The sequence below is a fragment of the Isosphaeraceae bacterium EP7 genome (assembly GCA_038400315.1).
Lineage (GTDB): Bacteria > Planctomycetota > Planctomycetia > Isosphaerales > Isosphaeraceae > EP7.
In genome coordinates this window covers 6,470,166-6,485,014 of record CP151667.1, presented here as the reverse complement: position 1 = coordinate 6,485,014, position 14,849 = coordinate 6,470,166, and the positions used below count along the sequence as shown (strand labels likewise).

General features: G+C 66.5%; 13 protein-coding genes. 5 read left to right on the top strand and 8 right to left on the bottom strand.

Going from position 1 to position 14,849, the window contains the following annotated elements:
- The first annotated feature begins 562 nt into the window (after positions 1-562).
- The 3 genes from EP7_RS25605 (at position 563) to EP7_RS25595 (ending at position 3,384) form a co-directional block, all read left to right on the top strand.
- Positions 563-1,987 carry a DUF1501 domain-containing protein gene (locus EP7_RS25605; protein ID WP_463525082.1) on the top strand — a complete coding sequence of 475 codons (1,425 nt, stop codon included), beginning with the start codon at positions 563-565 and terminating at the stop codon, positions 1,985-1,987.
- A 278-nt stretch (positions 1,988-2,265) separates the two neighbouring features.
- Positions 2,266-2,829, top strand: a complete 564-nt coding sequence (locus EP7_RS25600; RefSeq protein ID WP_463525081.1) for a PEP-CTERM sorting domain-containing protein — start codon at positions 2,266-2,268, stop codon at positions 2,827-2,829.
- A 132-nt stretch (positions 2,830-2,961) separates the two neighbouring features.
- A complete protein-coding gene (locus tag EP7_RS25595) occupies positions 2,962-3,384 on the top strand; it encodes a hypothetical protein (protein ID WP_463525080.1) in 423 nt (140 codons plus the stop codon).
- A 55-nt stretch (positions 3,385-3,439) separates the two neighbouring features.
- Here the strand turns inward: EP7_RS25595 and EP7_RS25590 are convergent, their stop codons facing one another.
- The 4 genes from EP7_RS25590 to EP7_RS25575 all read right to left on the bottom strand — a co-directional run bounded on the left by EP7_RS25590 (position 3,440) and on the right by EP7_RS25575 (position 6,910).
- The gene (locus tag EP7_RS25590; protein ID WP_463525079.1) at positions 3,440-4,651 is read right to left on the bottom strand and encodes a cystathionine gamma-synthase family protein; all 1,212 of its coding nucleotides are present in this window, start codon (positions 4,649-4,651) and stop codon (positions 3,440-3,442) included.
- A 69-nt stretch (positions 4,652-4,720) separates the two neighbouring features.
- Positions 4,721-5,125 carry a DUF6984 family protein gene (locus tag EP7_RS25585; protein ID WP_463525078.1) on the bottom strand — a complete coding sequence of 135 codons (405 nt, stop codon included), beginning with the start codon at positions 5,123-5,125 and terminating at the stop codon, positions 4,721-4,723.
- Complete coding sequence (locus EP7_RS25580) at positions 5,106-5,384, bottom strand: hypothetical protein (RefSeq protein WP_463525077.1); 279 nt, start codon at positions 5,382-5,384, stop codon at positions 5,106-5,108. The genes EP7_RS25585 and EP7_RS25580 overlap by 20 nt, the downstream gene beginning before the upstream one ends.
- Positions 5,385-5,530: 146 nt before the next feature.
- On the bottom strand, positions 5,531-6,910 hold the full coding sequence (locus tag EP7_RS25575; RefSeq protein ID WP_463525076.1) for a Gfo/Idh/MocA family protein: 1,380 nt from the start codon (positions 6,908-6,910) through the stop codon (positions 5,531-5,533).
- A 191-nt stretch (positions 6,911-7,101) separates the two neighbouring features.
- Between EP7_RS25575 and EP7_RS25570 the strand changes: the two genes are divergently transcribed.
- Positions 7,102-8,532 carry an MFS transporter gene (locus EP7_RS25570; RefSeq protein ID WP_463525075.1) on the top strand — a complete coding sequence of 477 codons (1,431 nt, stop codon included), beginning with the start codon at positions 7,102-7,104 and terminating at the stop codon, positions 8,530-8,532.
- Positions 8,533-8,617: 85 nt separating this feature from the next.
- Here the strand turns inward: EP7_RS25570 and EP7_RS25565 are convergent, their stop codons facing one another.
- Positions 8,618-9,535, bottom strand: coding sequence for a dihydroorotate dehydrogenase (locus tag EP7_RS25565; RefSeq protein WP_463525074.1), 918 nt, complete (start codon positions 9,533-9,535; stop codon positions 8,618-8,620).
- 159 nt (positions 9,536-9,694) lie between these two features.
- Here EP7_RS25565 and EP7_RS25560 point away from each other — a divergent pair, with 159 nt between their 5' ends.
- The gene (locus EP7_RS25560; RefSeq protein WP_463525073.1) at positions 9,695-11,389 is read left to right on the top strand and encodes a S26 family signal peptidase; all 1,695 of its coding nucleotides are present in this window, start codon (positions 9,695-9,697) and stop codon (positions 11,387-11,389) included.
- Between the two features lie 172 nt (positions 11,390-11,561).
- Here the strand turns inward: EP7_RS25560 and EP7_RS25555 are convergent, their stop codons facing one another.
- From EP7_RS25555 to EP7_RS25545, 3 genes are all read right to left on the bottom strand, one after another.
- Positions 11,562-12,083 (bottom strand): carboxypeptidase-like regulatory domain-containing protein, encoded by a 522-nt coding sequence (locus tag EP7_RS25555; protein ID WP_463525072.1) that lies wholly within the window; start codon positions 12,081-12,083, stop codon positions 11,562-11,564.
- 77 nt (positions 12,084-12,160) lie between these two features.
- Positions 12,161-13,189 carry a DUF1559 domain-containing protein gene (locus EP7_RS25550; protein ID WP_463525071.1) on the bottom strand — a complete coding sequence of 343 codons (1,029 nt, stop codon included), beginning with the start codon at positions 13,187-13,189 and terminating at the stop codon, positions 12,161-12,163.
- Positions 13,190-13,465: 276 nt separating this feature from the next.
- Positions 13,466-14,773 carry a Gfo/Idh/MocA family protein gene (locus EP7_RS25545; RefSeq protein ID WP_463525070.1) on the bottom strand — a complete coding sequence of 436 codons (1,308 nt, stop codon included), beginning with the start codon at positions 14,771-14,773 and terminating at the stop codon, positions 13,466-13,468.
- Between the last annotated feature and the right edge of the window lie 76 nt (positions 14,774-14,849).

Here is a 14,849-nt window from a genome sequence, read left to right as displayed (position 1 = left end):
GGTTTGTTGAATCAATCGCGCGGTTCGAGCCCACGAAAGTGGGTTCGTTTTGCGCCGAGGTGGGCATTCAGGTCGAAAAGTGGGTTCGTTTTGCACCACGGTGATGTTTAAGGCCGAAAAGTGGGTTCGTTTTGCGCCTAAGTGGGCATTCAGGTCGAAAAGTGGGTTCGTTTTGCGCCAAAGGTGGGTTCGATTTGCCGGCGGCGGCAAGTCTGGGATGCACCGGATTGGGAAAGGTCGTTCGAGGTGCCGATGAGAAATCGCCCGGCCCGCAGCACAACCTTAGAGTTGTAATCGCCCGAGAAAACCGGCGGGAAAAATTGTTGAATATCCCGGATTGCCCGGAGAGGTCCTAGCGTCGAACGTTCGATGTGCGTACCGAACTGCTTCGGATTCGCGATGGATGCTTGTGTGCGTGATGTGTTGCTGATGTGGTCGGAGGGTGGACAACGGGGGGCCGGTGGGATACAGTTCGGGTTGTAGACCGTGTTGAGCGAAGGTTGAACATGGGCGGCGACGGTGTCGCCCGTGGGACGCGGTCCTGGGCGATCGGAGCCCGCAGATGGCACGCAAGGCCGACGGTGGACATTCGGGGTGCTCGGGGTTCCAGGACCTTGGCGTGACCCGGCGGTCGATGCTCAAGGCGGGGACTCTGGGGCTGACCGGCCTGGGGCTCCCCGAATTGATGGGCGGGCGTGCGCTTGCAGCGGCCACTCGCAAGGCGGGGAAGCTGAAGGCGGGGGGCGCCGACGGGTTCGGCCAGGCCAAGGCGTGCATCCTGGTCTTCATGTGGGGCGGGCCTAGCCAGCTCGACACATGGGATCCCAAGCCCGAGGCGCCCGAGGCGATTCGAGGGCCGTTCAAGGCGATCTCGACGAGCGTGCCGGGGGTGCAGATCTCCGAGCACTTCCCGATGCTGGCGCAGCGGATGGACAAGCTGACCCTCATCCGGTCGATGTCGCACAACGACCCGGCGCATCTCTCCAGCGCCCACCGGGTGCTGACCGGCCACCTGGCCCCGACGCCCATCTCCGACGCGGCCGGCCCGACGCCGAACGATTCGCCCCACCTGGGCTCGCTGGTCGCCCGGATGATGCCGGCGCGTGGCGCGATGCCCGCCAGCGTGACGATGCCCTGGACGGTGGCCCATCCGGCGGCACCCGGCGGCAGGGCCCCTGGGCAGCACGCGGGGTGGCTGGGCAAGGCGTATGACCCGTTCGCCGTCGAGGGCGACCCCAACAATCCCGCCTTCAAGGTCGCCGGCCTCGACCTGCCCGACGGCGTAAGCCCGGAGCGGATGGTCGGCCGACGCTCGCTGCTGGGGGGCCTGTCTCCGGTCGAGAGCTCGGGCGCCTGGGGCGGATTCCAGTCGAAGGCGATCGATGCCCTTTCCTCGGCCGAGGCCCGGGGCGCCTTCACGCTCGACGGCGAGGACCCCCGGCTCCGCGATCGCTATGGCCGGCACATCCACGGCCAGTGCCTGATGATGGCCCGGCGGCTGGTCGAGTCCGGCGTGCACCTTGTGACGGTCAACTGGCACGACGACGGCCAGAATTTCTGGGACACCCACGGTGACAACTTCGACCACCTCCAGAATCGCCTGATGCCGCCGGCCGACCGCGCCTTCTCGGCGCTGCTGGACGACCTGGAGGCCAGGGGGATGCTCGACGAGACGCTCGTCGTCTGGACGGGCGAGTTCGGCCGGACCCCGCGGATCAACCCGGTGGCCGGCGTGCGCGGGGGCCGCGAGCACTGGCCGCGCTGCTACACCGCGGCGATGGCCGGCGGCGGGGTGAAGCGAGGGTCAATCTACGGGGCCTCCGACCGTTGGGCCGCGAGCCCCATCCAGAACCCGGTGAGCCCCGACGACGTGGGCGCGACCATCCTGCACGCCCTGGGGATCGACCCCGCGCTGGAGCTGTTCGACCCCCTGGGCAGGCCCCTGCGGGTGAACAACGGCAACGTGGTGCGCGACATCTTCGCCTGATCGGACGCCTCCCGATCGAACCGACATCGCCCGCGTTCCGGCCATCAGGTCGGGACGCGGGCGTTTCTCATTGAGCCCGGGTCGGTCCGTCGACCGAGGCATCCGATCCTCAAGGCTCTTCATCCCCGACGACCAGTCGTGTGTTGATGGTTTGCGAGTGCGATTTCGGCACGTTCAACGAATTCTGGATGCGAGCGTCAGAGGGTGTTCTAGCCTTTGTTAGCCGGTATCCAGGGTGGACGAGCCGGGTTGCGGGACGATCTGAGGAGGTTCGATCGATGGTGAGCAACATGCGCAGGATCGCGTTCGGCTTCGCAGCGCTGGCCCTGATGTCGGGGATGTTGACACGGGTCGATGCGGGGATGATCAACCATTCGATTCACTCGCAGTACTTCAGCCCCAACATCAATTCGCTGTACCACGACCAAGGGACGCAGGTCGTCGCCCCCACGGCGACGTTCCAGGCGAAGCAGTTCGGTTCGCCATTCCTCCAGGCCGTGCTCAGCGACACGAACCTGACGATCACGAGCCTGATCACCGGGAACCAGACCTTCGCCAACTCGAGCTTCAACGGCTTCAGCTTCACCGACATCGCCGGCAATCTTGGCGTCAACACATTCGCGATCGACCCCTCCTCGAACATCGTGGGATTCTCGAGCTCGAGGATCACGCTCACTCAAGGTCGGTTGCTGGTCAACCTCGCCGGCCTCCGGTTCACGTCGAACGGCGTGATCTCCCTGACGCTCACCTCGGTGCCCGAGCCCACGTCCCTGGCCCTCTGCGGCATCGGCGGCATGATCGGGATCGTCACCCTGGCCCGACGCAAGCGTCCCGTCACCTGATCGGCGGCCAGCTCAATGCACGCGGACAATCGCGGGCCCGGCGACCTGGGTATCATGAGGCGACAAGCCATGTGATACGCCTGGCTCCCGGGCCTTTTTACAATCGCGAACCCGCATCGATCGGACGGCCGCATGACGCTCGATGAACTTGAAAAATCGTTGCCGAGTGGATTCCACGACGCCGATGTTGCCAGTCTCCGGATCGATTACGTCCGCCGGGAAGTCGTGATCGAGATGGACATCAGCGTCGGTCTTCCTGACGATGGACCGGACGAGCGCGATGCTTATCGCCTGGCGACCGTGACAATCTCGGGGCTGCTGTACTGCTGCATCGAGCCCCCGTTCCCCGACTATCCCTACCAGGTGGCGGGCCCGCTCTGGGTGGACTCGGGCTCGGTCGAGTCGATGAAATGGCCGCCGGAGATGAAGTTGCCCGGCCCGGTCCCCCAGGGGGCCTTTGCCCACTATATTTACGTCAGCAGCTGGAATTCATGCATCTACATCTCGGCGCATTCAGCGAGCATTGAATGGCAGGGAGAGGCGCGAACCCGCTGAGAACCGAACCCTCGGTTTGAGATGATCGGTCGGTGGCCGAGGGCCAGTGAGAAGGTCAGGCCAGGCGGCTGGATTCGAGGGCCTGGTCGAGGTCGGCGATGAGGTCGTTCACGTCCTCGATGCCGCAGGAGTAGCGGACGAGGGTCTCGGGGATGCCGAGGGCGGCCCGCTGGTCGGCGGTCAGCTCGACGTGGGAGCCGGTGGCCGGCGGGGCGACGACGGTCTCGACGGCCCCGAGATTGGCGGCTCGGTGGGCCCAGCGCAGGCGGGGGAGGAACCGCTTCACGGCGTCGAACTCGCCGTGGAGCTGGAAGCTGAGCACGCCGCCGTAACCGCCGGGCATTTGCCGCTTGGCCACGTCGTGGTTGGGGTGGTCTTCCAGGCCGGGGTAGAAGACGCTGGCGACGCGGTCGTGGGCCTTCAGGTGGCGCGCGATCGTCAGGGCGTTGCTGTTCTGGCGTTCGACGCGCAGGGCCAGGGTCTTCATCCCGCGCAGGATCAGGTAGGCGGCCTCGGGGTGGAGGGTGGCGCCGGTGATCTCGCGGCGACGGAAGACGGCCTCGACGAGATGCTTGTCGCCGGCCAGCACGCCGCCGAGGGCGTCGGCGTGGCCGCCCAGGAACTTGGTGGCGCTGTGGACGACGAGGTGGGCGCCAAGTTCAAGCGGGTGCTGATTGATGGGCGTGGCGAAGGTGTTGTCGACGACGACGATCGCCCCTTTGGCTCGGGCCCGGGCGGCGAGGCGGGCGATGTCGAGGATCTTGCAGGTGGGGTTGGTGGGCGTTTCCAGGTAGAGAACGCGCAGGCCCGCGTCGATGGCGGCCTCGATCTCGCCTTGGTCGTGGGTCTGGCAGAGGGTGACCTTCACACCGATCCTGGGGAGGAACTCGTCGAAGAGTCGGTTGGTGCCGCCGTAGGTGTCGGTGACGGAGACGACCCGCTGGCCGGTTTCCAGCAGGGTGAACAGGGTGTCGCTGATGGCGGCCATGCCGGTGGAGAAGCTGGTCGCGGCCTCGGCCCCTTCCAGGACGCGCAGCTTCTCCTCGAAGACGGCGACCGTGGGATTGGTGTTGCGGCCGTAGATGTGCCCCTCGGCCTCTCCCAGCGAGACGGCCCGCCAGTGGTCGAGGTCGTCGTAGCCGAACGAGACGCTGTGCACCACCGGGACCTGGGTGGCCCCCTGCATGTGCGTCCCCCCTTCGCCGGCCCAGACGGCCTGGGTACGCATGGAAACGGGGGTCGGGCGGTTGCTCTCGGGCTCGGACATCGGCGGAACTCCGGCGTTGCGTGCGTCGTCGATCGTGGGGGCGGGATCGGGCGAATTGATCGCCATACCCTAATAAGAAAAAACCTGGATGGATAGGGCTGGGGGATGGTTCACCACGGCCGAAAGGTCGTCCTTGTCCACTTCCAGCTCGCAAACTCTGCCGTCAAGAACATGCAGGAGATAATGAATGACGATTCCATCGGAATCCGCGCATTCACCCTCAGCGGGAACGCGGCCACTCACGGAAGCTGCCTTGATTGGAGACCGAACCTGAATCTCGAGGCTGCCATTTTCGTCGAGCGATTTGACCCAGCAGTCCTGGATTTGAATGGCGAGTTCATCGCGTCCGGGGAAATCGACCGCGAGAAGGCGGTCGATTCTCGCCGTTTCAACGGAGTTCAACTCTCGAAAATCTCTGTGTAAAACCATGAAAAGATCCGACAGATCCCGGCCTTCACTTCTTCGACGGAACAAGCGAGGACTTCGAGATTTTCCCCATGTGCTGGAGCTGACAAATGGCGAAGAGAGCCGCGATGGATACGAGTTGGATGATCAGGAGTGCCCCCTTGAAGAAGAACAAGGCGTGCACCACGAACATAAGCAGCCCTAATCCGCTGGCGGAGAGGGTTTTCTCATCGATAGGCGAGGTCGACCGAAGTTTCAGATAGAAAACCGCGACGATGACCGCGTCGAAAGCCATTAGACCGAAAATAATCCTCGTCAGGAAATCCATCAAAAGTCCTTTCGTGTCAACATGACTCAGGCCTTTTCAAATCAATGTTTGCGGAAACTTGACGATTTGCCGCGACCAATCGTCAAGTTTCCACATTTCGCCGCCGAGTTCCAGGCCAGTCCGCAGGCGCACGACCCATTCGCAGGTCAGGCCACGGGCAAGGTCCAGGGGGACCGGTAGGGGCGGCTGAGCATCGCGGCGGCTTCGTCATCACCCAGGATCTTCTCGGCCACGGGGTCCCAACGCAGGCGGTCTCGGCCCAGGCGCATGGCAATGTTGCCCAGGTGGCAGACGGTGATCGACCGGTGCGCGATCTCGGCCGGCGCGGCGGTGGGACCCCGGGAGATGACGCAGTCGATGAAGTTGCGGAAGTGGTCGTCGCTGGCGTAGAGGTGGATCTCGCCCTGTTTAATCTCCGAGTCGTGCAAGGACGCGGGGTCGGTCGTGAACTTGCCCCGGTCGGCGTGGATGGTCCCCTCGGTGCCGACGAACGTGACGCCCATCGGGTTGGTGTTGGCGACCTGCATGACGACCCCGTTCTCATAGACGGCGTCGAAGGTGAACTCGGTCGCGGTGTTCCAGAGGGGGTCGGGGGCGAACACCCCCTTGGCGTTTCGGATCTCGACGGGCCCAGTCAACTCGGTCCCCATGCCCCACTGGGCGCAGTCGGGGTGGTGGCCTCCCCAGTCGGTGACGTTGCCGCCTGAGTAATCGAAGATCCAGCGGAAATTGACGTGGCAGCGGGCGGGCGCATAGGGGGCGTCGGGCGCCGGGCCGAGCCAACGGTCGTAGTCGAACCCCTCGGGGACGGGGGCGACCGCCTTCTTGTCGGCGTTCCTGGCGAGGTCGGGCCGGCCGCCCGGGAGGCCGACCTTGACGACCTTTAAGGCGCCGATCCGGCCGTTGCGGACGAGCTCGCAGGCCTTGCGGAAATGGGGGTCGGACCGCTGCTGGCTGCCGGTCTGGAAGACGACGCCGTGCTTCTTCGCCGCGTCGGCCATGGCGCGGCCCTCGGCGATGGTCAGCGACAGCGGCTTCTGGCAGTAGACGTCCTTCTTGGCCTTGCAGGCCTCGATGACGGGGATGGCGTGCCAGTGGTCGGGGGTGGCGACCTCGACGGCGTCGATGTCGGCGCGGCCGAGGATCTCGCGGAAGTCGACGACGGCGTCGCAGCCCTTCGAGGTGCCCGGCCCCTTGTCCTTGATCTTGCCGTAGTGGTCGTCCACCAGCCGCCTGGCGGGCTCTCGGCCGCCGAGCTTGTCTTCCCAGTAGCCCTTGCTCTCGCGGTTGACGTCGCAGACGGCGACGATCTGGACCCGCTCGTCCTTCAGGAACGACCGGATGTCGTTGAACCCCTGGTTGCCGGTGCCGATGACCGCCAGCGTGATCCGGTTGCTGGGCGCGACCTTGCCGCCGAGGCCCAGGGCCGAGCCGGGGATGATCGTGGGGAAGGCGAGGCCGGCGGCGGCCGCGCCCAGGAAGGCCCGGCGCGTGTGGGCCGTCGCGGCAGGTTTCGGGTCGAGCATCGATCTGGGCCTCCTGGGTCGGTTGTCGCGGGCGAGCCCGTTATCGTCGCCGGCGCCCGCCCGGATTTCGAGGGGCTGGCGGTTGCGGCCGGGTCCGGGAGATGGAAAGATCGTCGGAGTTGACACCCCCCGGCAGGCCCGACCCGCTCCGGCCCCCACCCCCCGCCTCGTTTCCCGGGAGCTATCCCCCGATGCATTTCGAAGACCCGGCGTCGACGGCGTCGCCATCCACGGGGGCCGACACCGGGCCCTGGTACAAGGACCTGACCCGATATCACTGGTTCGTGCTGGTGGTGGCCTGCATGGGCTGGCTGTTCGACACGATGGATCAGCAGCTCTTCAACCTGGCCCGCAAGCCGGCCATCACCGAGCTGCTGACCGTCGGCGGGGTGCGGCCTGCCCCCGAGCTGGTGACGAAATATGGCGCCTACGCAACCTCGATCTTCATGGTCGGCTGGGCGATCGGTGGCCTGATCTTCGGGGTGCTGGGCGACAAGATCGGCCGGGCGCGGACGATGCTGCTGACGATCCTGATCTACTCGCTCTGCACGGGCCTGAGCGCCCTGTCGGTGGGGGTCTGGGACTTCAGCTTCTACCGATTTTTGACCGGACTGGGCGTCGGCGGCGAGTTCGCGGTGGGCGTGGCGCTGGTGGCCGAGGTGATGCCCGAGCGGGCCCGGCCGTTCGCGCTGGGCTGGGTGCAGGCGCTCTCGGCGGTGGGCAACATGCTGGCCGCGTTGATCGCGATCGTGCTGGGCCTGCTGGAGCAAGCGGGCCAGATTGGCATGGACGCGACGGGCAAGGGGATGGCCCCCTGGCGGATCATGTTCCTGGTGGGCATGTTCCCCGCGCTGCTGGCGATCCTGATCCGCCGCAGGCTGAAGGAGCCCGAGCGCTGGAAGGCGGCCGCGGCCGCCGAGGCGAAGGAGGAGATCGCCGGGGCGCCGAAGCTGGGCTCGTTGAGCGAGATGTTCAGCGACCCGCGGTGGCGGCACAACCTGATCGTGGGGATGATGCTGGCGTTTGCCGGCGTGGTGGGCCTCTGGGGGATCGGCTTCTTCAGCTTCGACGTGATCCGGCCGATCTTCGAGGGGCACTTCAAGGCGCAAGGCCTCAACCCCAAGGAGATCGCCGGCAAGCTGACGATCTGGACGGGGATCACGTCGCTGCTTCAGAACTTCGGCGCATTCTTCGGCGTCTACGCCTTCAGCCGGGTGACGGCGAAGATTGGCCGCAAGCCGGCATTCGCCATCTCGTTCGTCCTGGCGATGGCGTCGACGGCGTTCACCTTCTGGTATATCAGCGAGTTCTGGCATATTTTCGTCTTGATCCCGATCATGGGATTCTGCCAGCTCACCGTCTTCGGCGGCTACGCGATCTACTTCCCCGAGCTGTTCCCGACCCGCCTGCGCAGCACCGGCACGTCGTTCTGCTACAACGTGGGGCGGCTCGTCGCGGCGCTCGGCCCGTTGTTCCTGGGCCAGCTCACCGTCGTCTACAGCGGCTACGGCGAGATCATGTCCAACCGCCTGGCCTGCGTGACGATGACCGCCTGCTTCCTGATCGGCCTGGCCGCGCTCCCCTTCGCCCCCGAGACGAAGGGCAAGCCGCTGCCGGAGTGACGGGTCTCCGGGTGCCATGCTTGTGCGTTGAGGACGCATGGCACCCGGGCGGGGTACCGGTCGGAGCCCGTTGCTTCCCGGCGGGTCAGGCTCGGTTGGATTTCAGGGTGCCGATGATCTCGCGCACCGAGGTGAGGCCGGCGGCTTGAAGGTGGGTTTCGAGGTCGTCGACGAGGCGGTCGGCGGCGGCGGGGTCGGCAAAGGTGGCGGTGCCGACCTGGATGGCGGTGGCCCCGGCCGCGAGGAATTCGAGGGCGTCGTCGGCGTTGGAGATGCCGCCGACGCCGATGATGGGCAGGTCGGGAAGGGCGCGGGAGACCTCCCAGACGATGCGCAAGGCCAGCGGCTTGATGGCCGGGCCGCTGAGGCCGCCGATGTCGTTGGCCAGCACCGGGCGGCGGCGGCGCCAGTCGACGACCATCCCGCGGAAGGTGTTCACCAGGCTGACCGCGTCGGCGCCCCCCTCGGCGGCGGCGCGGGCGATGGCGACGATGTCGGTGACGTTGGGCGTCAGCTTGGCGATGAGCGGCAGCGGGCAGACCGCGCGGACGCGGGCCACCAGCTGGCCAACAGCCGCGGCGTCGATGCCCAGGTCGAGCCCGTGGCTGACATTCGGGCACGAGACGTTCAGCTCCAGCGCCGCCAGCCCAGGGCACTCGCCGATGCGGGCGGCCATGGCGACGAACTGGTCCTCGTCCTCGCCGGCGATGTTGCCGATGACCGCCGTGCCCACCGTGCGCAGGTAGGGCATGTGGTGGTCGATGAAGTGCTCCAACCCGTCGTTATCCAGTCCGATCGCGTTGAGCAGGCCCGAGGCGGTCTCGGCCGTGCGCGGCGTGGGATTGCCGGCACGCGGTCGAGCGGTGACCGTCTTGGGGATGACCCCGCCCAGACGTTCAATGCGGACGAACGGGCTCATCTCGCGCACGTATCCGAACGTACCGGAGGCCACGAGGACGGGGTTCTTCAGCTCGAGCCGACCGAGGCGTACGCTCAGATCCATGGCCAACCGGCTCTCCGAAGGGGGCGAGGCGTTGCACTTGCGAATCGCCCGAGCATAGCCGAAAGGCCCTGCATGCGGCGAGCCGGGATGTCGGGGGCAATAACCGGCCAACGGCGGCGAATCTCCGGAGTTCCGACTTCATGAGGGAGACTCACGACGATGGCACGACCGCGACGCAACTCGCGCAAGACGAAACCAGCGGTTCCCGCCGCGCCTCTTCCCGCGTCCAGGCCGCAGCCTCCGAAGGCAAAAGGGGGCTGGCGAGAGACGGTGGAGTCGTGCGTGGCGGTGGCGCTGGTCTACCTGCTCGTCGGCTTCGAGGCGCAAGGGTTCGTGATCCCGACGGGGTCGATGGGCCCGACCCTGATGGGGCGTCACAAGGAGCTGGCGTGCCCCGAGTGCGGCTCGGTCTTCCAGGTGAATGTCAGCGAGGGGACCGAGGTGGCCCGGGGCACTTGCGGGAATTGCCGGAACGATGCGGCGATCGGCGGGCTGCCGGTCTTCCAGGGCGACCGGATCGGGGTGATGAAGACGAACGTGGCCTGGCCGGGGCTGTTCGGCGGCCCGAAACGCTGGGAGATGATCGTCTTCCGCCGCCCGGAGATTCCCAACGAGCCTTACATCAAACGACTGGTCGGACTCTCCGGCGAGCAGATTCGCATCGACAACGGCGACATCTATGCCCGCCCCCTGGGGACCTCGGCCCCATTCCGCCGACCCGAGCGGTCGACCGAGCATCGGCGGGGGATGCAGATGCTCGTCCACGACGACTCGCACAGGGCGAAGGCGCTCCGGGGCGACCCTCGGTGGGATCGCTGGACTGGCTGGAGCGAGGGGCCGACCGGCCTCTATCGACCGGGCGATGCGCCGGGTTGGTCCGAGCTGCGATATCGCCACGTCGTGCCCGAGCCCGATCAGTGGGCGGCGATCCGAGTGGGAGTTGATCTGCCGCATCCGCCCAGGCCCACCCTGATCACCGACTTCAACGCCTACGACACCGACGTTCCCGCGGGCCTGGAACTCGAACCTCGCGCGTCTTCCAAGGGCTGGCTCTATCCGCACTGGGTCGGTCAGCTCACGCTGGCGCTGCGCCTGCACGTCGAGCAACCCCGTGGCGCGGTGCGATTCGAACTCATCGAGGGGGGCGTGCCCCTCACATGCGAGGTCGACCTGACCAGCGGACTGGCGACCTTGAGACGCGGCGATGAGCCGCTGGGCGAGCCGAGGCCGACGCCGATTCGCGGGGCGGGAGCCTACGACGTCGAGTTCGCCAATGTCGACGGCCGTCTCTCGCTCTGGGTCGACGGCGAGGCTCCCTTCGGCGACGGGATCGAACATCGTGGCGAGCGAGTCGGTCCGACCTCGGCCGACCTGGCACCGGTCGCGGTCGCGTCGCGCGGGGCCTCGGTCCGTGTCGGCGGCCTCGTCCTGAGCCGCGACCTGTACTACACGCAGTTCCCCACCCGGCAAGACGACCAGGCGCTCGATCGGACCGATCCCTCCGAGCTGTTCGACCTGCTGGCCGACCCCGATCGTTACGCGTCGACGATCAAGGCGGCGGCCACCGAGTACGACATCAGGCCGGGGCATTCCATGATGCTGGGCGACAACAGCGCGTGGAGCAACGACGGCCGATCCTGGGGGAAAATCGACCAGATTGATCCCTTAAAGCCCGGCGAAGGCTGGACCTCGACGCCCCGTGCCAGCTGGGAAGTGCCGGACAACCTGCTGATCGGAAAGGTGTTCGCCGTCTACTGGCCGCATCTCAGGCCGTTCGGCCCCGACCTGCGGCTGTCGAAGGATGTGCAACTGCCGGCGCGACCCTACTTCGAGCGGATGAAGTGGGCGCATTGACGCCGGTGAACAATGCCATGCGTGTTGAGATCGAGAACAATTCGACCGCCCAGAACAATGGACAATCGGCTCTCGGTGTACGAGTGCGAATCTTCCGAGCAAGGCGGGACGACACCGTGCCCGGCGAGCCGGGAAGCGGGCTGCATGGCGTCGCCCCCCTCTCCGGACCGGGTCAATTAAGCTCGAAGGTGAAGCGGTTCTCGAGGCCGGGCTTGATCGTGGCCTTGAGGGGTGTGTTGGCCGGGTCGCGATATTTGGAGGCGGCGGCGAGCTTCGGGCCTTTCGTCCGGGGCTTCTGAGCGTCGGGGTTGGCCTCCTCGCCCGAGTCATCGTCGCCCGGGTTGCCGGCTCCCACCAGGACGGTGACCTTGTACTCGCCCGAGGGCACGCCGTCGTTGGCCAGGTAGGAGCTGAGCTGGAAGCTGCCGTCGGCGGCGGTCTCGGTCGTCGGGTTGGCGATCGGGTAGCCGGCCTGGCCCTCTGGGATTTTCACGGTTGCAGGGTCGACCGGGTGGAACCGGACGAGGGCGTCGGCGACGGGCTTGCCGCCGGCAAGGACGGTTCCCCCGGCCGGGTAGACCTTGAGGCGGAACTCGTCCGAGCCGCAGCCGGCGAGCGAGGTCAGGGCAGCGAGGGCGAGCGAGAGTGCGGCCGTCGCCTGGTGGCGCGGCGCCCGGAAGGAGTGCGAAGGCATGGTGAGGGAACTCATCAAGGGGAAGGGCAGGGCAGCAATAAGTTGCCGCCCTGCCGCTTGAATGGTGTGGCGACGGATCAGTACTGGTCGGACGAAACGACCTCGCCGCCGCTTCGGGACAGCAGGCGGGCGAAGATCCGGATGTCGAGCGTAGACTTGATGAACCGGACCGAGCCGTCGCCCATCAGGCTATTGGCTCCGCCCGGGTGGAAGGCGTAATTTTCGTTGTTGTTGGTGCAATTGGTATGGCAAGGCCCGGGGTTTTTGAGCCCATCGACGGTGAAGCCGTGTGTGGTGTAGCCCGAGTCATAGTCGGCCCAGCCACCGCCGGTGCCGGCGCTGGGGACGAAGGTCGCCAGCTTCCTCCAGCCTCGATAGCGGAACGGTCGGGCGGCGATCTCGCTGACGAGGAACGTGTTGGTCAGGCCGTCGGTGACGTCGGAGTGGCGGGTCTGGTTGTTGGGCAGGGCGTCGGTGGCATTGCGTAGCATGGCGATCTGGCCCGAGATGGGGTCGACCAGGCCCGTTGCGGCGAGATTGACCTCGATCCCATTGTTGACCGCGTAGTCGGTCATGGCCATCTTGATGCCCGTATACGTGGCCGACGACTGCACGTTGGTGTCGTCGAAGACGTGGTAGCGGTCCGCCTCGGGGGTCGAAGGGCAGGCGAACATCGCGAGCTGGGTGCCGACGGTCGTGGAGTTGACCCGCTCGCGTGAGTCGAGCCGGATGTTGTAGGTGTTGAAGACCTGCTGCTGCTCTGCGAAGGGGAGGAGGAATGTCAGGAAGTAATGGCTGCCGCGTTCGGGGTGGCGAGCCGGGAGGTCTCGTCCCTGATCGTCGACGTTGATGGCCATGGCCTTCAACTCGCCGGCCGCGGTGATGCCCGAGGGGGGGAAGAAGCCGTTGGTCGACTCGAAATTGTGCAGGGCTAGGCCGATCTGCTTCATGTTGTTGACGCACTGCGCGCGCCTGGCGGCCTCGCGGGCGCTCTGCACGGCGGGGAGCAGCAGCGAGATCAGCACGGCGATGATCGAGATGACGACCAGCAATTCGATGAGTGTGAAGCCGGCGTGACGACGTGATGAGGCGAGCGGCTGGGGCACGGTTGGATTCCTGGGAACTTCGCCGATGCGAGCGTCGATGGACGCGGCAGCGGCGACGGGGCGGCGAGATGAACAGATGGGCCGGGGCCCTGCGATGGGGGGCGGTCGTGCGGACCGCTATCCATTCACATTCGCCTGATTATCCCCTCGCTCCGGGAAGGTTGCGTGAAGCCTTCGTGATGCTCCCGAGTTTCTTCGGTGCGCGCAGCATCCCACCCCGCAGCCGGCGGCCCGGCTGCGGGGTGGGATGAGAAGTCGGCGTCGTCCCGAGAAATCTCAGATCTTGGGCAGGGTCCAGGGGGCCCGGTACTCGGCGCGAGAGAGGTGCTGGTTGGCGGCCTCGTGGTTAGTCACGCGCTCGGCCTTGGCGTCCCAGTGCAGCTTCTCGCCGGTCAAGAGGGCCATGTTGCCCAGATGGCCGGTGCTGGTCAGGCGATGGCCGTACTCGAAGTGGCACGACGCCTGGCCGCGGCTGGCGATGGCGTCGAGCCACTCGCGATGGTGGCCGACGGATCGGGGCAGGGTCTTGGGTGGCAGGCTGATCTCGGCGCCCTTCTTGTTGGCGAAGACCTGATGGCTGCCGTAGTCGGAGACGAGCGTGGCCTCGGAGCCGTAGAAGGCGATCCCCATGGACTTGCCCTCGAAGCCGCGAGGGTTGACGTCGGACGAGCTCCAGACGAGGTCGAAGCCCTTCTCTCCCTTGGGGTAGTGGTAGACGACCTCGAGGGTGTCGGGGGTCTCCGCGTTATCCTGAAGGCCGTACCGGCCGCCGGTGGCGGTGATGGTCTCGGGGGCGTCAACTTCCATGGCCCAATGGACCAGGTCGATGATGTGGCAGCAGAAGTCGCAGAGGCTGCCGCCGGCGTAATCCCAGAAGTAGCGCCAGTTGAAGGTGAAGCGATTGGCGTTGAACGGACGCTTGGGGGCCGGGCCCAGCCAGAAGTCGTAGTCGACGCCGGCGGGGGGCTGCGACAGATCATCCGGGCTGCCGAGGCCGCTGTGGTCGCCGTTGAGCCAGACCCGGGCCTTCAGGACCTTGCCCAGGGCGCCCGACTGGACGATCTCGACGACCCTGCGATAGTTCTCGCCAGCGTGGATGAGGTTGCCCATCTGGGTGACGCGCTTGTACTTGGTCGCGGCGTCGACCATCGCCCGACCCTCGGCGATCCGATAGGACAGGGGCTTCTCGCAGTAGACGTCCTTGCCGGCCTGGCAGGCCATGATGGCCGGGATGGCGTGCCAGTGGTCGGGCGTGGCGATGACGACGGCGTCGATGTCCTTGCGTTCGAGCACCTTGCGGAAGTCGCCGTAGGTGTCGGGCTTGCCGTCGACGGCCGACCGGGCGCGGAGGAGGTGGGGCTCGTAGACGTCGCATAGCGCGGCGACGTTGACGTCGGGCATTGTCTTGAAGATGTTCAGCAGGCCTGAACCCATGCCGCCGACGCCGATGAAGCCGAGGCTGATCTTGTCATTGGCCCCGACGGCCTTTTTCGGCTCGTCGGCGCCGGCCCTGGTGGCGGCCAGGCTCGCTGCGGCAAACGCCGAGGCGGCCAGGAAGTCGCGCCTGGTGGTGGGATCGGTCATGGGCGGGTCCTCGTTTGCTGCCTGCGTCTGGTGGGGGTCGCCATGCCCGGTGGCTGGCGACGCGTGTCGGCGGGGG